The 19,065-nt window shown below is 64.9% G+C and carries 11 protein-coding genes; 4 read left to right on the forward strand and 7 right to left on the reverse strand.

The window, feature by feature from the left end; genetic code table 11:
• Nucleotides 1-42: 42 nt before the first annotated feature.
• The gene (locus tag AQZ50_RS17485) at nt 43-1,830 is read right to left on the reverse strand and encodes an amidohydrolase (protein WP_067748237.1); all 1,788 of its coding nucleotides are present in this window, start codon (nt 1,828-1,830) and stop codon (nt 43-45) included.
• A 71-nt stretch (nt 1,831-1,901) separates the two neighbouring features.
• Nucleotides 1,902-4,745, reverse strand: a complete 2,844-nt coding sequence (locus AQZ50_RS17490) for a M16 family metallopeptidase (protein ID WP_197412544.1) — start codon at nt 4,743-4,745, stop codon at nt 1,902-1,904.
• 175 nt (nt 4,746-4,920) lie between these two features.
• Here AQZ50_RS17490 and AQZ50_RS17495 point away from each other — a divergent pair, with 175 nt between their 5' ends.
• The 3 genes from AQZ50_RS17495 to AQZ50_RS17505 are packed head-to-tail and all read left to right on the forward strand — an operon-like array spanning nt 4,921 to nt 10,008.
• Nucleotides 4,921-7,230: a TonB-dependent receptor gene (locus AQZ50_RS17495; protein WP_067748241.1), complete on the forward strand. Its 2,310-nt coding sequence runs from the start codon at nt 4,921-4,923 to the stop codon at nt 7,228-7,230.
• A gap of 35 nt (nt 7,231-7,265) precedes the next feature.
• Nucleotides 7,266-9,272, forward strand: a complete 2,007-nt coding sequence (locus AQZ50_RS17500) for an amidohydrolase (RefSeq protein ID WP_067748243.1) — start codon at nt 7,266-7,268, stop codon at nt 9,270-9,272.
• A 28-nt stretch (nt 9,273-9,300) separates the two neighbouring features.
• A complete protein-coding gene (locus AQZ50_RS17505) occupies nt 9,301-10,008 on the forward strand; it encodes a TetR/AcrR family transcriptional regulator (RefSeq protein WP_067748245.1) in 708 nt (235 codons plus the stop codon).
• 24 nt (nt 10,009-10,032) lie between these two features.
• Here the strand turns inward: AQZ50_RS17505 and AQZ50_RS17510 are convergent, their stop codons facing one another.
• The 5 genes from AQZ50_RS17510 to AQZ50_RS17530 form a co-directional block, all read right to left on the reverse strand.
• On the reverse strand, nt 10,033-11,166 hold the full coding sequence (locus tag AQZ50_RS17510; protein WP_067748247.1) for a M42 family metallopeptidase: 1,134 nt from the start codon (nt 11,164-11,166) through the stop codon (nt 10,033-10,035).
• Between the two features lie 15 nt (nt 11,167-11,181).
• On the reverse strand, nt 11,182-12,918 hold the full coding sequence (locus tag AQZ50_RS17515; protein WP_082703767.1) for an amidohydrolase: 1,737 nt from the start codon (nt 12,916-12,918) through the stop codon (nt 11,182-11,184).
• Between the two features lie 61 nt (nt 12,919-12,979).
• Complete coding sequence (locus AQZ50_RS17520; protein WP_067748249.1) at nt 12,980-15,370, reverse strand: penicillin acylase family protein; 2,391 nt, start codon at nt 15,368-15,370, stop codon at nt 12,980-12,982.
• A 48-nt stretch (nt 15,371-15,418) separates the two neighbouring features.
• The gene (locus tag AQZ50_RS17525) at nt 15,419-16,501 is read right to left on the reverse strand and encodes a polyamine ABC transporter substrate-binding protein (RefSeq protein WP_231730386.1); all 1,083 of its coding nucleotides are present in this window, start codon (nt 16,499-16,501) and stop codon (nt 15,419-15,421) included.
• Between the two features lie 98 nt (nt 16,502-16,599).
• Nucleotides 16,600-17,313 carry a GntR family transcriptional regulator gene (locus tag AQZ50_RS17530; protein ID WP_067748251.1) on the reverse strand — a complete coding sequence of 238 codons (714 nt, stop codon included), beginning with the start codon at nt 17,311-17,313 and terminating at the stop codon, nt 16,600-16,602.
• Between the two features lie 306 nt (nt 17,314-17,619).
• On the opposite strand from AQZ50_RS17530, the gene AQZ50_RS17535 reads away from it, so the two are divergent.
• Nucleotides 17,620-19,020, forward strand: coding sequence for an aspartate aminotransferase family protein (locus AQZ50_RS17535; RefSeq protein WP_067748252.1), 1,401 nt, complete (start codon nt 17,620-17,622; stop codon nt 19,018-19,020).
• Nucleotides 19,021-19,065 lie beyond the last annotated feature (45 nt).

The following is a 19,065-nucleotide window of genomic DNA, read 5'->3' on the forward strand; positions in this document are numbered from 1 at the left end:
CATAGGCGCTTGATGCGGCGTGTGTCAGCCCCCCGCTGTCAATTACTTCGCCGTCTTGTCCTTCGCGTCCGCCGTATAGACCACTTTTCCGCCGACCATGGTGAACTTGACCGTGGTCTTGGCCAGCGTGTCGGGGGCATCGTGGAAAATGTCATGATCGAGCAGGATGAGGTCGGCAAATTTACCCGGTTCGAGCGAGCCGGCGACCGTCTCTTCGCGCAATTCATAGGCCGCCCCGGTGGTGATCGCATGGACGGTTTGCGCCAGAGTCAGGCCGGGGCCCGGCAGCGGCGCCACGTAGTCGGCGCCCGCAGCGGGGTCGTTCCGGCGAGTGACGCCGACTTTCAAGGCAAACCATTCGTCCAGCGGATCGACCGGCCAATCGCTGCCATAGGCGATCGGCGCGGCGGCATCTGCAAGGAAACCTGACGGTTCGAGCCGGGCGAAACGTTCGGGCCCCATCTGATCGCGTGCGCCGGGCACGGTGTCGGCGGCGCGCTTTTCCCATTGAAGTGACAGCACGGGGACAACGTTCAGCGCCTTGTACCGCGCATAGTCCGCAGGATCGACGATCTCGTCATGGGCGATGGCCGGGCGGGTATCATAGGCAGGGTGCGCCGCACGCAAGGCCGCCACCGCGTCGAGCGCGATGCGCACCGCACCATCGCCGTCGGCGTGCATGTGCGGATCAAAGCCGAGCGCGGCGATCTTCTCGATCAGCGGCGCAAGCACGGCGGGCGGGAAATAGGGCGCGGGACCGGTGGTCGGGCCGGGGCGCCAATCGGGGTGGTCGGCGCTGCCGTGATTGGTCCAGTAAGGGGCGAGCATGACACCGGTTTGCGCAGGCGCGGTAATCACGCCATCCATGAACAACTTGACATTGCGCACCGTGATCGTGGGCTGCGGGCGAAGCGCGCCCTGATCGTATTGGGTGCGCAGCGCGACGATTGCAGCAATCGCCGCATCGGGCGCGGGGCCGTCCTTGGGCTCGATCAACGGGGCGAAATGGGCGCGCGCGGTCAGGCCGCCCTGCTTTTCGACGGCGGCAAAGGCGGCAATGTCGCTCGGCGGCGCGACCGCGTCGAGAAAGCCGGTGATCCCCTGCCGCGCCATCGCCGCCAGCGCGGCGCGCGCGGCGGCCTGGGTTTCTGCCTCGCTCGGCGGGGGGACTTTGTCGGTCACCAGGCCTTGCGCCATGTCTTCAAGCAGGCCGGTCGGCGCGCCTGCGGCATCGTGATGAATCTGGCCACCAGCGGGATCGGGCGTTTTTGCGGTGATCCCGGCAAGTTCGAGCGCGCGGGTGTTGGCGAGCGACGAATGGCCAAACGACGACGAGATCAGGATCGGCCGCTTCGTCGGCAGCGCGTCGAGCAGCGCGCGCGTCGTTTCGACACCCAGCGGCTGGGTCTCCTGCTGAAACCAGTTGATCACCACCAGCCACTTGTCATCCCCCGCGCCGGGATCCTTGGCCAGACACCCGCGAATGATCCCCTGAATTTCGGGAATGGTCAGCCGGCGATAGTCGAGCGTGCAGGAAAGCAGGCCTAGCCCGCCCGCCAGCGGATGCATGTGCCCGTCGATCAGGCCGGGCATGACCGCCCCGCCCGCCAGATCGATGACATGCGTGCCGGGCCCGACCAGCGCCTTCGCCCCGGCATCGGCACCGACATAGACCACCCGCCCGTCACGGACCGCCAGCGCAGGAACGACCCGGTCAGCCGCATCGAGCAGGTGAATCTGCCCGCCCGTCAGCACGGTGTCGGCAGCGGGCTGGGCGAGCGCCGGAAGCGGCAGAACCGCGGCGATCGTCGCGAGCAGGCGGGCTTTCATGATGGCACAATTCCCCCAAAGGATGATTCGTTGCGCCCACTATGGCACTGTGATCACAAAAATCGCCATCCTTATTTGGCGCGCGCCTCGACGGTCAGCGGCGCTGTGTCGGCGGCGATCCGGGCAAACAGCGCGCGGACGTCTTCGGCACTGACCGCGCCGAACCCGGCCCTGGATTCAAGCACCGCTTGCCGCACGCGCGGATCGCGCAGCACCAGCGGCAGCCAGGTCGCCCAGAAACCATTGCTCTCCATGTCCTTGATCCGGCCTTCGACCAGCGGGCGGCGGGCGCGGTCAAGCGCGTCGGGTGTCACCGGCTTTGCCGCGAGGTCTTTCAATTCGGATGCAAGAATCGCGCGGAATGTGGGAAAATTGGCCGGCGGCGTTTCGAGCACCGCGCCGAGATAGCCCAGCCCCGCCAATTGCACCGAGGCAGCGGCGTCGGTCATCGGGGTATAGGTAATCCCGAGCTTTTCGCGCACCGTGTCAATCAACCGCGATTGCAGAACGGCGGCGGCGACACGCGCTGTGTAGCTGAGGCGCGGATCGGTAAAATAATCGGGCAGCAGCCAGTATTCGCCATAATAGGCCTGATCCGCGCGGCCCGTGTGATACGCGACATGCGGATCGGCAGAAGGCGCGGGCAAGACAGGGCGCGCGGCCACGTCGGCGCGCGCGGGCAGCGCCGGGCCTGCGGCAAACGTCGCCTGCATCGCGGCAATGGCGTCATCGACTTTGACATCGCCGACCACGACAACATCGGCAGGGCCCGCCAGCGCATCCTTTACCAACACCGGCAAGTCCGACGCGCGGGTCGCCGCGATGTCGGCGGCAGCAGGCACATCGACATAGCGCGTGTCGCCGCCGGTCAGCAGGCGATGGAGCGCGCGGCTGAACACCGCACCGGCATTGGCATCGATCTGCCCCGCGATCATCGGCCCGATCGCGGCCAGCTTGTCACCCAGTTCCGGGCGAAACCCGGCATCGCGCGCTTCGGCGGCAAGCACTTGCATTTCGCTTTGGAAATCGGCGGGGCGCGTGGTCCCGCCGAGCACGAAGGCGCGCGGGTCGGCCTTCATCTCGGTCGCGATCGTGCGGCCGCCAGCCTGGGCCCAGCGCTCGATGTCGCCCGCCGCCAGCTTGCCCGTGCCGCCCGTCGGCAGCATCGCTGTGGCCCACAGCGCGTGAATTTGCGCCGGATCTGCCCCGGCGCGGCCGTTGCCCAGCAAGACCTTGACCGTGATGCGGTCCTTTTCGAATGCGGTCGGCTTGACCATCAGGCGGCTGCCATTGGCAAAGCGCACCGTCGTCGTGCCGAGCGCGGCATCGTCCTGCCGCGCAACAACGCTGCCCGGCGTGCCAAAGCGAGTATAGGGCCAGACCACCGCCGCATCGACGGCGCGCGCGGCAAGCGCGGCGTGCTGATCGCTCGCCAGCGCGGCTTCGAGCGCGGGGGTGCCGACGGGCCCGGCCTGCGCCGCGCGGAACAGCACAGGCCCGGCACCGGCGAAGACCCGGCTCAGCGCGGCGCCGATGTCCGCCGGGGTCAGCGCGGCCAGCATCGGCCGGGCCAGCGCAAGATCCTGCGCCGGGCTGGTGAAGACCTGATCGTCATTGACGGCGGAGACCAAGGCGTCGGCAATGTCGCCGTCCTTGCGCGTCGTCGCATTGGCGGCTGCGGCTTCGAGCATCGTCGTGGTCTGGGTCAGGGCACGCTTCAGGTCGGTCTCACCCGCGCCATCGGCGATCAGACGCCGCTGTTCCTCGACGACGGCGGCCAGGGCCTCGCGCCATTTTTCGGGCGCGGCGGAAATCTGCACGAACGTCAGCGCGGCAACGCCATAGAGCGAGGCCGAAATCTGCCCCTGTGCTTCGACATAAGGACTACCCGGACGCGCGGCGCGATCGCCGAGGCGATTGTTGAAAATGGTCATTGCGACCAGTTCGGCCAGCTTTTCGCGGTCATAGGCGATCGTTTCGGCGCGCGGATCGACCGGGCGCTGCCACGACAGGCTCAGCGCATCGGGCACCCCGGCGGCGACGAATTCTGCTGCCGGATGCGCCGGGCGCGGTATGCCGGGATCGATCCGGTCGGCAGGTGCCGCCGGTTTCCAGTCGGCAAAGCGCGTCTTGATCTCGGCCTCGACTTTGGCGGGGTCGATGGCGCCGACGATGACGATCGTGGCGTTGTCGGGGCGATAGTTGGCTTCGTAATAGCGGCGCAGACGTTCGGGCGTGGCGGCCTTGATCGTTTCGGTCAGACCGATCGGCCAGCGCTGCGGCAGACGCGTCCCGGCCAGCGAATTGCCGAGATTGGCCTTGATCGATTCATAGGGCGGCGTGTCGCGCAGCCGCTCTTCCGACAGGATCACCCCGCGTTCGGCATCGACCGCCGCGCCTGCCAATGTCAGCCGCTCGCCGATTTCGCGAAACAGCGTCAGCCCGGTATCGAGCGCGTCTGCATCGGCCTTGGGAAAGGTGAACATGTAGACGGTTTCGTCTTGCGCGGTGAAGGCATTGGTATCGGGGCCAAAGCGCAAACCGTGGCGTTCGAGCATGCGCACGACTTCGCCATCGGCGATATGCGTGCTGCCGCGAAATGCCATGTGTTCGAGATAGTGCGCCAGTCCCTGTTCGTCGTCGCGCTCCTTCAACGAGCCCGACCCGATGCGCAGCCGCATCGCGACGCCATCGCTGGGCGTATCGTTGTGCATGATCGCATAACGCAGACCATTGGGCAGCGTGCCGAACCGCATCGCGGGATCGGCCTCGCGGTGCAGATAGTCCTGCGCCCACAGGCCCGGCTGTTTGAGCGGTGCGTCATCGGCGCGGGCGGGCGCCACCATCAGCAGCGGCACCGCCAGAACGGAGGCGATGATCCAGGTACGGCCAAAAACCATCAAACGAGCGGTCATGAATCGGGAGCTTTCAACGATCTGCGTCGGCGGTGGGTGTATGCGGCGGCACATGCCATGGGCAAGCGGCCATTGCGCCAGTTCGGGCAGGCCCCTTTTTTTACAAACAGGCGCTTGACTCGCCGTTCCGACAACATGAATATGAATTCATATTCATATAAAGATGGGGGCAGACATGACCGGACAGCGCAGCGCACGGCTGAAACAGAGTTTGCGGATTGCTCCTTGCATCTGGCTCGGCCTTGCCGGGGCTCAGGCGCAGGCCGCCGAAGCCGAAGCCGGCCAACCGGCGGAAATCGTGGTCACCGCCACCCGCCATGCCGAACCTTTGTCCAAGATCGCCCAGAGCGTATCGGCGATGAACGAAAAGGCGCTCGACCAGCGCGGGATAAAGGGGATCGCCGACATCTCGACGATGACCCCCGGCGTCACGCTGAATCCCAATGGATTCGGATCGCAGGCGGACATCTCGATCCGCGGGATCAGCTCGCAGGTCGGCTCGGCCACGACCGGGATCTATGTCGACGACACGCCGATCCAGACGCGCGTCGTCGGCTATTCCTCGACGAACACCTATCCGATGGTGTTTGACCTCGACCGCGTCGAAGTGTTGCGCGGCCCGCAAGGCACGCTCTTCGGCAGCGGGGCCGAAGGCGGCGCGATCCGCTTCATCACCCCCGAGCCCAGCCTGAATGCGGTATCGGCCTATGGCCGCGCCGAAGTGTCCGCGACCAAGGGCGGCGATGCGAGCGGGGAAATCGGCGTGGCGCTCGGCGCACCGATCATCGCGGGCAAGCTGGGCTTTCGCGCCAGCATCTGGACCCAGCACGAAGGCGGCTATATCGACCGTCAGAACATGAACCCTGCCCTCAATGGACAGGCCCCGATCGAGCGCAACGCCAATCACACCGACAGCGTCGTCGGCCGGTTTGCGGCAACCTGGAAACCCGCCGACAATCTCAGCATCAGCCCGTCGGTGCTGGTCCAGGATCGCAAGGTCCACGACATCAGCACGTTCTGGGAGGGCTATGAGGGGCAGGACGGCGGGCACTTGCTCAACGGTCAGCCGCTGGCCCAGCCCGATCACGATACCTTTGTCCTGCCCGCGATCCGCATTCAGCTCGATCTGCCGGGGGTCAACCTGATCTCGAACACCTCGTACTTCGACCGGGTCGACAATGCGATCGACGACTATTCGACGCTGATCCCGGCGATCTTTTCCCCGCCGAACAATTTCGTGGCGGGCGACACCGGCTATTCCGCTTATGCGGCGATGCGCAATGTGCAGACGTCGTGGACCGAGGAACTGCGCGCCCAATCGACCGATCGCGCCACACGGCTGTCGTGGGTGGCGGGGCTGTTCCTGTCGACTTCGCAGCAGCGGTCCCACGAAGCCATCTCCGATCCGAAATTCGGCGAAGTGCTCGGCGGTTCGCCGCAGGACGTGATGGGCCAGCCGCTGATCGACAACCAATATTCGCTGATCGCGCAAAGCACGGGCCAGGATCGCCAGGCGGCGGTGTTCGGCGAGCTGAACTATCATCTGACCGACAAGCTGAAAGTCACGGCGGGGCTGCGTGTCGCGGTGGCGACCTTTATCGGCGAAGGATCGTCGACCGGCCCGTTCGCCGGCGCGACGATCATCGCGCCGCGCACGTCGACCACCGAAACGCCGGTCACGCCCAAGTTTGCGCTGGCCTATCAGGCCAACCCCGGCACCCTGCTCTATGCCACGGCCGCCAAAGGCTATCGCATCGGCGGGTCGAATGCGCCGCTGTCGGATTTCTGCGACATCGGGGCGCAGGGCTATTCCAGCGTCCCGCTGACCTATCGCTCGGACAGCCTGTGGAGCTATGAACTCGGGGCCAAGACCAAGCTGTTCGACCGCCATCTCGAAATTGCCGCCAGCGCCTATCACGTCAACTGGAGCAACATTCAACAGCTGATCTATGTCAGCAATTGCGGTCAGCAGTTTGTCGACAATCTCGGCAAGGCAAAGTCCAACGGCTTTGATGCGCAGATCACGATCCGACCGTTCGACGGTTTCACCCTCGAAGGCGCCATCGGCTATACCAGCGCAACGTTTACCCAGACCATCCCGTATCTGGTGCAAAAGGGCGACCATATCGACACCCAGCCGTGGTCGGGCACGGTCGGTGCAACCTATGAACGGGCGCTGTCCAGCGCGGCGCAGAGCTATGCGCGGGTCGATTATACCTATCATTCGCGGTCGTCGACCACGCCCCTGCTCGACACGGCCAACGGCGGCTATGATGCGGCGGCGGTTCCGGCACCGCAGACCCAGCTCGTCAATCTGCGCGCCGGGGTTCGCTTTGGCCGCGCCGACGTGTCGGCGTTCGTCAACAACCTGTTCAATTCACGGCCTTTGCTCACGCGCTATTCCGAAGTGCTGGGCAATTCGGTGCACCGCGATTTCACCTTCCGCCCAATGACCGCCGGGCTGACCGCGACTTATCGCTATTGACCTGCCAAAGACTGTCAGGAAACAAGGGAAAGACCATGAACATCAAGGCAATTCTGCTGGCCGGGGCAGGCCTTTGCGCCGGCCCGGCGATGGCCGCAGCGCCCGCCGATCTGGTCATCGACCATGCGCGGATCGTTACCGAAGACCAGTCGCGCCCAAGTGCAGAGGCGGTGGCCGTGCGCGATGGACGCATCGTCTATGTCGGCGATCATCAGGGGGCGCTGGCCTTTGTCGGCGACCGCACCACGGTCGAGGATGCCGGTGGACGCGTCGTGCTGCCCGGGCTGGTCGATGCGCATATTCATCCGCTGGCGACCGCCGACGTCCCGTCATGCACGCTCGATTCCCGACCGATCAGCCTGAAGGATCTCGCGCCGTTCGTGCAGGAATGCATTCGCCGCTTTCAGATCAAGCCCGGCGAATGGGTCGCCGTGTCGCAGTGGAATTTCTCGCAAGGCAACGAACCCGGCCCCGAAGCCGCCAATTTCCGCGCCGCGCTCGACCGCGCATCGCGCGACCATCCGGTCGCCTTGCTCGGCAATGACGGCCACCATGGCGCCTATAACAGCATGGCACTGGCCAAAGCGCGAAACGCGATGGGCAAAGTCGTCGGATTCAGCAAGGCGACGCTGGCCGGCGATCTGGCCGACTATGTCAAGCTGGTCGGGGTCGATCAGGCCGGAGAACCCGACGGCACGGTCAACGAAGATGCGCGCGTGGCGCTCGGCTCCCCCGACCTGCTGACGGTCAATTTCGCCGCAATCATGCAACACCCCGAAAAAGTGCCCGAGCGCCTCGCCAGTTCGGGGATTACCGCCGTGCAGGATGCCTATGTCACGCCGGCGATGCTGCCCTATTACGATCTTTTGCGTCAGTCGGGAAAAATGTCGTTCCGCGTCAATCTGATGCAGCTTTACAATCCGGAAGAGTTCCGCACGGCCAACGGCGCGATCGATTATCAGGCGGTGGTCGATCAGGCCCGGTCGATCCGCACGAAATATGCAGGCGACGACCTGATCCGGGCCGAAGCGATCAAGATTTTCGCCGACGGCGTGCTGGAGGGCAATCCCTATGCCAACCCGCCGACGCTGCCCGATGCGCCCTCGCTCAAACCCTATCTGCAGCCCATCTTCGGCCCCGGCGCCGATGGCAAGCTGATCGTCAAGGGCTATGTCGATACCGGCTCGGCCCTGTGCGCCACCGTGCGCGCCAATCCGGCGAAATTTTCCGACGCGGCGACCGCGGCGGCCTTTGCGCGCGCGCATGGCTACACGCCTGCCCAATGCACGATCAGTTCCGGCCGGTTGCAGCATGACCGTCAGGTGATCCTCGATTATGCCCGGGCCGCGCATCTGGCCGGTTTCACCCTGCATATCCATGCGATTGCCGATGCGGCAGTGCGCACCGCGATCGACGCGATCGAAGGCGCGCGCGCGGCCGATGGCAACGATCACCTGCCCGATACCATCGCGCACTTGCAGATCGTGGCGCCCGAAGACGTCGCCCGCATCGGCAAGGATCACCTGTTTCTGGCCTACACGTATAGTTGGGCCAATGTCGAACCCGAGTATGACCTGGCAGTCGTCCCCTTTTTCGAGCGGATCACCGGCACCGGCTACAAGGCCTTTCACAACCCGGATTCCTATTACGAGCGGCAGTTCTATCCGGTGCGCCAGACACGCGACGCGGGCGGGATACTGGTTGCCGGGTCCGACGCCCCGGTCAACACGCCCGATCCGCAGCCGTTCGTAAACATGCAACTGGCCGTGACCCGCGCCGTTCCGGGGCAGCCCCCGGCCAATCCGGCAGAGCGGATCGCGCTGAGCCAGGTCTTGCAGGCCTATACCATCGACGGCGCGCGGGCGATGGGTCGCGATCGCGAATTCGGATCGATCACCATGGGCAAATCGGCCGATTTCATCCTGATCGATCAGGACATTCTCGACCTCGAGCATCAGGCCAAGCCCGAGGCGATCGGCAAGACCCGCGTGCTGAAAACATGGTTCCGGGGCAAGCTGGTTTACACCAGGCCCAACGCATGACAGGAGGCCGCGCAAGGAGACTCTGCGCGTGATCAAGCCTGTCGCCCGGGCCGGGCGCAACCTCGAACAGCGAACCTTGCCCGTACAGCAACGCGGAACGCGCACGCTCGACGCGATCCTCGAGGCGGCGCACCATATCCTCAAGACCGAAGGGATCGACGGACTGTCCACCCAGTCCGTCGCCCGACAGTCGCGCGTCGCGGTGGGCACGGTCTATCGCCTCTTTCCCAACAAGGAGGCGATCGTCTGCAAGGTCTATGAAAACAAGATCGCCACGGTCCGCGCGATGGGCGAGGAAACGCGGCTGGCCGTGCGCCCGGATGACGACTGGCGCGCGGCGTTGACCGCCTATATCCGCGCGCTCAAGGCCGCCGAACAAAGCGTCGATTTTGACCAGAGCCTGGCCAACGCGGTCTTCCTGATCCCGGAAATCCAGCGGCTCGACGTGCTCCATGCGATCGATCTGGCGCAGCGCCTGGTCGAACTGCTGCTGATGCTCGGGGCGAAATGGAGCGATGCGGCGCTGTTCGATCTGGCCATGACGCTCTACTGCCTGGACGGAACTTCGTGGCAATATGCCCGGACTTGCGGCGCGGCCAACGCAACACTGAGCGAACGGCTGCTGAATTGCACCATCACGCTTGTCGAACCGGCCATGCGCGGCGATCCCGAACCGACCGGGCACGGGATGGACCGCGATCGGCTGTTGGCCGAATACGCCCACACCAGAGCCTGATCAGGCCATGCCCGATGGGCCGGATCAGGGCGTAAAGTCGCGCAGTTCCGCCACCGTCCGGGCATCGAGCCGCCGCAACAGCGCGACCACCAGATCGACCGTCCGATCGAAATCGCGGCGGTTGATCACCCCGGTATGGACATGGGTATACCGCGCCGGAACGACCAGATTGACCGTCGGCGCCCCGCCGCCCACGGTCTGCATTTCGGCGGAATCATCGCCATAGCCCTGCACCAGGTCGACTTGCAGCGGCACGCCCGCATCGGCGGCGACCTTGCGGATCAGCGCGACCAGCTTGCGATTGGGCAGCGCGCTGCTGTCAAACAGAAACACGCCCGGCCCGGCCCCCAGTCTGACTTGTGATTCCTCGGGATGCGCGCCGCCGGAATCGCCGGTGACCCCGCCTTCGATCGCGATGCCGATGTCGGGATGAACGATCGCGCTCGACGCGCGTGCCCCGCGCAGGCCGATTTCTTCCTGCACGGTGGCGACAAAGAAAATCTGGTTGGGATGGCCGAGTTGTTTGAGCCGCTCCATCGCCAGCAACAGCACCGCGCAACCCACGCGATCGTCCCACGCCTTGCCCGCATAGTTGCCGGTGCCGTTGAGATCCTGAAACCCGCTGTCGGGAACCACCGGATCGCCCGGAGCAATCCCCAGTGCCGCGACCTCGCCCGCCGTTCTTGCCCCGACGTCGAGAAACACCTGATCGCGCTTGATCAGCGCGCCGCGCTCTTCGGCGGGGGCGAGGTGAATGTCGCGGATCGAGCTGACCGCGTGGACCGGGCCCTTGCTGCCGATGATCACCCAGCGTTGCCCCGCGAGCGCCTGATCGAGCCAGCCGCCGAGCATCTGCATCGACACGAAGCCATCGGGCGTGACCCGGCGCAAGACCCCGCCCAGTTCGTCCATATGCGCATCGAGCATGATCCGCGGGCCGCTGCTGCCCTGACGCGCGATGACCGAGCCGAGCCCGTCATAGCGCAGATCATCGGCGAGCGGCTTCATGCGCGGCACCATGATCGCGCGCACCGCTTCCTCGAAACCCGATGGGCCGGGCGCTTCGCTCAGCTCGCGCAACAGCGCCTCGGTCGGGTCCGCCGCCAGCGCGGGGCTGGTGCAGCCGAGCAAGAGCGCGGCGCAGATCGACTTTCGCATCGGGCAGCCTTTCCCTCAGGGGTGGGTGTAGACCTGTTTGCCGCCGACAAAGGTCATCGCGACATGGCCGTCGAGAAACCCTTGCGGATCGGCGGTCAGCGGATCGAACGACAGCACGATCATGTCGGCCAGCTTGCCCGGTTCGAGCGTGCCCTTGTCATGCTCTTCGCGCGACAGATAGGCGCCATTGGCCGTGTACATGCGGATCGCCTCGGCGCGCCCGACCGCCTCTTCGGCACCGTGGACCGTGCCGCTCGGCCCTTTGCGCGTGATCGCGGCATAGAGCCCGACCAAGGGCCCGACCGGCAGGTTGTCGCTGCTGAAGGCCATGAAAATGCCGAATTTGTGCGCCGGGGTCGCGATCGGATTGTTGTGTTCCAGCCGCCAGTCGTCGAGCAGCGCGGCATAGCGGTTTTCAAGATTGTAGAGAAAGTTCGGCTGCTGCGCGATCCAGATGTGATCGCGCGCCATCGTCGCCATCGTCGCATCGGGCGGCATGATCGTGAAATGGTCGGTAAACCAGCGGCGATCATCGGGCGCGTGCGCGGGATCGGGGATCGTTTCGAGCGATCGGGCATAAGCGTTGACGGTCTGCACGATCGCGGCATCGCCGATGCAATGCAGCCCCATCTGCCAGCCGAGCCGATTGGCGGTGTCGACCATGTCCTGCAATTCGGCATCGCTGTAGCGGCCCTTGCCGCGAAAACCCGGCTGCCCCTTGTAATCGACCAGCAACCACGCGGTCGGCCCGGTAAAGCCCCCGTCGACAAGGTTTTCGCCGATCGCGCCGAGCCGGACGCGATCATCGCCATAGCCGGTGTGATGGGGAAACGCCTTGAGCCGATCCGCGCCGGGATAGGAGATATACATCGTCAGGCGCGGCAGACGATCGCCCATTTCGGCATAGAGCGCGCGCGCACGGGCAAACGTCATCTGGCCGCTGGCGACTTCTTCGCCGGGCTTTGACGCGGCAATCCCGCCCTGCCCCACCGGCTCGTCATCGATATTCCCGCTGGCATCGTGAAAACTGGTGATGCCGAGCGCCAGAAAGTCCTGCAAGGTGCGGATCATCGGCGCTTTCATCTCGGCCCAGGTCGGTCGCGGGATAAAGCGCGCAACGATGTCCTGCCGTTCGCGGATCACCCCGGCCGGTTCGCCGGTCGCATCATGCTCGATCAGCCCACCTTTGGGATCGGGGGTGTTACGGTCGATCCCGGCGATTTTCAGCGCCATGGAATTGGCCGTTGCCGAATGTGCCCCGGCGCGCACCAGCAGGACCGGATTGTTCGGCGCGGCGGCATCGAGATCGGCGCGGGTCAGATTGCGCTTTTCGGCAAGCGCCGCTTCCTGCCAGCCATAGCCGGTGATCCATTTGCCGGGGCCCAGCTCCGCCGCTTTCTTGCGCACCATGGCCTGAATCTCGACGATCGAATGCGCCGTCAGCGGATTGATGTCGCTCGGCCCCACCGGAATCGGATGGAGATGGGTATCGATGAACCCCGGCAGCAGCGTCGCTCCGTGCAGGTCGATCACTTGGCGCGCGCTGTAACGATCGAGCACATCCTCGCCCCCCGTCGCGACAATCCGCCCACCGCGCACGGCAACGGCGGATCGCATCGAAAAGGCCGCATCGACAGTCAACACCTGCCCATCGTGAAGAATGAGATCGACCGCCTCTTTCGCCTGCACCGCCACCGGAATCAGGCTCGCCCCCAACAACAGTGCCGCGAGCGTCCGTTTCGCCGTGTTCATCGCCATCCCCTCTGCTGAAACCGGCGCAGCATGACGCGTGTAGCGGCCCGGAGCAAGAATGCTATTTCGCCGGATCGAGCGCAATCACCCGGTCGGCCGCCGCCATGACCGCCGCATCGCTCCAGACGAAGGGGACAGTGCGCCCGGCCGCCCAGAGCGGGAACAAGTCGCGGTAATGCAGGCTGTCGGGATCGCCCGAGGCGCCGGGATTGTTGATGATCCGCGAATTGTCCCAGGCGCCGACATCGAGCACCATGCGCACCGAGGCGCCGCCGCCGACATTGTAGGCGTTGCGCGCGTCCCAGGTCGCCATCGGCGTGCTGCCCGATCCGCCGACGCCGAGCGGGCCGACCGTCCATTGGCCGCGTTCGCCCACCGGCACGCGCGGCAGGATCGCCGGAGACCATTGCGCAAGGTGCAGATCGCCCCAGCGCCAGCGCGCGGGATCGGCACCCAGCCGCGCGACGACATCGCGCCAGGCCTCGGCCAGCGAAGCGACCAGAATCGCCCGCCGCGTCGCCGCCGGATCGCCGCCCAGCCGCGCATCGCCGCGCGCCAGCCAGTCGATCACCGCGCCTGCGCCCGAATCCTCAAGCGCCTTGGCCAATTCGCCTGTCGCCACGGCATGGGCCGTGATCGGCACGAGATGGCTGGCCAGCCAGACTTCGGCCAAGGCTGCGGGCGCGCTGTCGGCGCTTTCGTTGCCGTCCCAACCCTTGAGCAGCGCCACGGCGGCGCGCGCATCGGCATCGTCGGTTTCGAGCCCGTTCAGCAATGCCGTCGCCCGCAGCGCAAGGCGGCTGGTGGTGTCGGTCTGCAGCGCGGTCATGTCGTCGAGGGTGAATTTGGATTTGGCCGACAGCCTTGCCTCGATCTCGTCGATACGCGACGGGTCGGACCAGACGAAGGTGATCGGGCGCGTTTCAAAAGGCCAGTCGCGCGGCATGTTGAGCGCATTGGCCGTGGCGACGAAGCCTTTGGCGGGATTGCGGATTTCCGGCAAGTCCGGCCCCGGCATCATCCCCTGCCATTCATAGCGGCCATCGCCCGGCACCGGCATCATGCCGTCCCAGCCCTTGCGCTGCGGAATGAACGCGGACGGGCGCCAGCCGATGTCGCCATGCGTATCGGCATAGACGAGATTGAGCGGCGGGGCCGACCACCGGTTATGCGCCGCCGTAAAATCGGCCCACTTGTCCGCGCGATAGAGCCACGACGCATTGAAATAGCCCGCGCCGCCCGGCTCGTTCCACACCGTGCGCAAGGCAAAGGCATGGGCCCCGTCGCGATGAATGACCGGACCATGGCGGGTAAAGGCCAGTTCCACATCGCGCGGGCCTTCGCCCCGCACCGCAATGCTTTCGTGGACAACGCGGAACGGTTCCCATTGCCCCTGATAAAGATAGGCGCCGGGATGCTCGGCGCTGGTTTCATAGACGTAGAGATCTTCCTGATCGGCGGGAAAGATCGTCAGCCCCCAGGCCACGGTCTCGTTGTGGCCAAAGCTGACCCCCGGCAACGACGGCTCGCCCGCGCCCGCAATGTGCAAGCCCGGCGCGGCCATATCGACCACGCTGCGCAGGGACGGAACGCCATGCGCGCGGTGCGGATCGTTGGCGAGGATCGGGCGCCCGGTCGCCGAATGGGCGGCATCGATGACCCAGTTGTTCGACCCTTCCTGCTGATTGGCGCGATCGAGATTCTCCGCCCAGACGGTATCGGGCAAACCCGCCTGCGCCAGCGGACCCGGCGCAAAGCTTACGCCCCTGGTCCCGAGCAAATAGGCATCGAGCACATCGGCGGGGATGCTGCACGGATCGAGCCCCGCAGGCACACGCGGTTCGTGCGCGGGCTCGATCCGCCGATGCAGCGTCAGAAACGGCGTGCCGCCCTTGCACACCAGCCGCGCGCGTTCGACTTCGTCGGCCAGATTGCCGACCAGCGCATGGCTGCGGATGCGCACGACGTCATCGGCGCTCCAGCGATCGGGCACAGTGCCGGTCAGCACGAACTCTTTCGGCAAGACCGCATGCCCGGCAGCGATCTGGCCGACATAGGCGTTGATCCCGGCCACGAACGCTTCGGCCTCGTCGCGCGCTTCGGCGGGATAGCTGGCCCATTCCGCCGCCATGTCGCCGCGATAGAGCAAGAGCCGCGCCGCGCGATCCTGCGCCGCATAAGAGGGGCCGAAACTCGCCGACAACAGCCCAAGCCCGCGCTTGCGCCACAAATCGATCTGCCACAGCCGATCGCGCGCAGCGTTCCAGCCCTGGGCAAAAAAGGCGTCATGAACATTGCCCGCGCGGATATGGGGAATGCCCCAGCGATCGACGATGACTTTGGCCGGAGCCTGCAAGCCCGCCACCGCCACATGATCGACGGGCGGCGTGTCCGCCAGCGCCGAACCTGCACACGTTGCCAGCAAGACCGTCAGTACCGCTTTGCCGATCATCGTCGTCTGCCTTGTCCTGTGAGCAATGTCATATGGGCGATGGAAATATCAGGCGGCACGCACCCGCGTGATCACATCCTGAAACGCGCGATAGGAATCTTCGCCAAGGTATTGCGAATACTTGCACCGGGCCACCGCCGCCTCGGGCGGAAAGATCGCCGGATTGGCGCGATAGGCATCATCCATCAGCCGGAGCGCGGCGGCATTGGGCGTGGGATAGGCGATCGTGCGCGCAATGTCAGCCCCGGCCTCGGCGCCGAGCAGATAGTTGATAAAGGCATGGGCTGCCTGGGGATTGGGCGCGCCTTTGGGAATGGCAAGCTGGTCCGACTGGATCAGGCTGCCCTCTTTGGGCAGGACAAAGGCAAGATCCTTGTCCTCGCGCATGACTTGCGCGATGTCGCCGTTGTATTCGATCACGACGTCGACATCGCCCGCCAGCAGCAGATCCTGCCCGTTGTCATCGTGAAACACCGCAACATTCTTCTTCTGCCGGATCAGCAGATCCTGCGCGGCGCGAAGCGCGACCGGATCGAACACATTGGGGTCTTTGCCCTGATAGATCTCGACCAGCCGGCACAAATCCGGTGCATCGGACAACAGGCCGATGCGGCCCTTGTACCTGTCGGAATCAAACACCCATTTCCAACTGTCGGGGATGCCGTCGACCTTCGACTTGCGATAGCCGATGCCCAGCACCAGCCAGGTATAAGGCATGCCATACGTGCGCAGCGGGTCGAACGGCGGATGCAGGAATTGCGGCGCGATATTGGCCATGTTGGGGATTTTCGCATGATCGAGCGGCATCAGCATCCCGGCCTTGCCCATGCGCTGCAGAAAATCATGACTGGGCACGATCACGTCATAGCCCGGATTGCCGCCGCGCAGCTTGGCAAACAGTTCGTCGTTGCTCGAAAACAGGCTGAGATTCACATGCGTGCCGCTCGCCGCTTCAAAGCCCGACAGCGTATGTTTGCCGATATAGGTATCCCAGGTGTAGAAATTGAGGCGCGATTTCTCCGCATGATGACACCCGGCAAGGCCGGAAAAGCTGATCCCTGCGGCTGCGGCGCCAAGCCCTGCCAGAATACCCCTGCGTGACGATAGCATATTCGATAGAGGAACCTGCATTTCCGCTCTCATGTCTGGCGCCCCGTCGGCAGGGACGCATTCGCCCGGCACATTATGTGATCACAGCAAAAAGCCCAAACGGCCTTGCTGTGCGATCCCTACAAATTCAATCGTTCCCAGTCCTGCATCAGGTCCGCGCAATCGCCAATATCGGCGGAAATCGCCGCAACCAGCGCGTCGGCATCGCCCGCAACGATCGCCGCGATCGCCTGGCGATGCTGATCGACGAGGTTGGCCGTGCCATAGCGGCCATAGACCACGCGCATGAACGGGCCGAACTGCATCCACAGGCTTTCGATCATGCGCAGCGCCAACGGCAAGGGCGCGGCGCCATAGATCAACGAATGAAACCGGTAGTTCTGATCCATATAGGCGCGCACGTCGCCGCCTTCGAGCGCGACATCGATCGTTTCATCGGCGGCGCGGATCTGCCGCAAGAGGTCGGGGCCGATATGCGGCAAGGCGGCGCGCGCCACCATCGGTTCGAGCAGCTGGCGCAGCCGCATGATTTCCTCAAACCGCGCCGCGGTCATGCGCGGCACCATGACCGCGCGCTTTGACCGGATCTCGACCGCGCCTTCTGCCGCAATGCGGCTTAACGCATCGCGCACCGGCATCTGGCTGACACCCATTTCCTGCGCCAGCCCGCGCGTCGAAATGCCGACCCCGGGCGCGATGCGCCCTGTGATCAGGCGATAGCGCAAGTCGTCATAGACCTTTTCACGCAACGAGGCGGGAATTTCGCCCGAATGCGCGCCCCCATCGGCGATAGGCCCATCCGCATCCAGGTCAGCGCTCGCAACGATTTTCATGCGTTCGATTGTCCTCCGTACAAGCGCCATGCCCCCTTTACACACCATTCCACGAACAGTGACTGCAAACTGTCGCGACCGATCCGATCGTCGACCCTCAATCGCAAACTCGTGCAAGCGCATGCCGTTTGCCAGGTGACAATGCCACCCTTTTTCCACGACTGACAGCGCGTTTCATTCGGCAGTGGCGCAAACAGCACGAACAGCCAACAAAGGTGCCGACCCGACAACGGCACCGGATTGACCCGACACGACTATCGACGTATCTGTGATCTTAGTAAGCCGGCTGTTTTGCGAAAGAGTTTCATGGTCCCCACCCGCCACGTCCCCGTCCGCAACTATGACATTCCCGCACTGCGCGAGCTTGACGTGGCGCACCACTTGCCCGCGCAATCCAGCTACAAGCTGCAAGCGGACATGGGCGGCAGCCGGATCATCACCCATGCCAAAGGCTCGACCGTCTATGACGGCGAAGGCCACGCCATCCTCGACGGCATGGCCGGGCTGTGGTGCGTCAATGTCGGCTATGGCCGCCCGGAACTGGTCGAAGTCGCCGCGCGCCAGATGGAAGAGCTGCCCTACTACAACACCTTTTTCCGCACCGCGACCGTGCCCCCGATCGAACTGGCGGCCAAAGTCGCCGGACTGCTCGGCGGCAATCTCAAACACGTCTTTTTCAACAACAGCGGTTCGGAATCGAACGATACCGTATTCCGCCTGGTGCGCACTTATTGGACGATGAAGGGCGAGCCGAACCGCACGATCTTCATCAGCCGACACAACGCCTATCACGGCTCGACGGTCGCCTCGGCCAGCCTTGGCGGCATGGAATACATGCATGTCCAGGGCGGGTTGCCGATCCCGGGCATCGAACATGTCATGCAGCCCTACCTGTTTGGCGAGGCGTTCGGCGAAGACCCGGAGGCGTTCGCGACACGCGCCGCCAATGCCATCGAGGAACGCATCCTGGCGGTCGGGCCGGAAAACGTCGCCGCCTTCATCGGAGAGCCGGTGCAGGGCGCGGGCGGCGTGATCATCCCGCCGCCGGGCTATTGGCAAAAGGTCGAAGCGATCTGCCGCAAATACGGCATCCTGCTGGTTTCGGACGAAGTGATCTGCGGCTTTGGCCGGCTGGGCGAATGGTTCGGGTTTCAGCATTTCGGCATTCGCCCCGACATCGTGTCGATGGCCAAAGGGCTGTCATCGGGCTATCTGCCGATTTCGGCCACCGGCGTGTCGAGCGAAATCGTCGATGTCCTGCGCGCTTCGGGTGACGATTTCGTGCACGGCTATACATATTCGGGCCACCCGGTCTGCGCCGCGGTTGCCCTGCGCAACATCCAGATCATCGAAGACGAACACCTTGTCGAACGCACGCGCGAAGACACCGGCCCCTATCTCGCCAAAGCCATGGCCGAGCGCCTCGCCCCGCACCCGCTGGTCGGTGAAGCGCGCTCGCTCGGCCTGATCGGCGCCGTCGAGATCGTCGCCGAAAAGGGCACCAATCGCCGCCATGGCGCCGGTGGCCAAGCCGGCCCGATCGTCCGCGACGCCTGCATCGCGCGCGGATTGATGGTGCGCGCCATCCGCGATTCCATTGTGATGAGCCCGCCACTGGTGATCACCCACGCCGAAATCGACCAGTTGGTCGACACGATTGTGGCGGCGCTCGATGCGTCGGCAGACCAGTTGGCTGCGCTGGGGTAAACAAGCCCTCCCCTTCAGGGAGAGGGTTGGGTGAGGGGGTACCCG

The organism is Novosphingobium sp. Fuku2-ISO-50, from assembly GCF_001519055.1.
Classification (GTDB): domain Bacteria; phylum Pseudomonadota; class Alphaproteobacteria; order Sphingomonadales; family Sphingomonadaceae; genus Novosphingobium.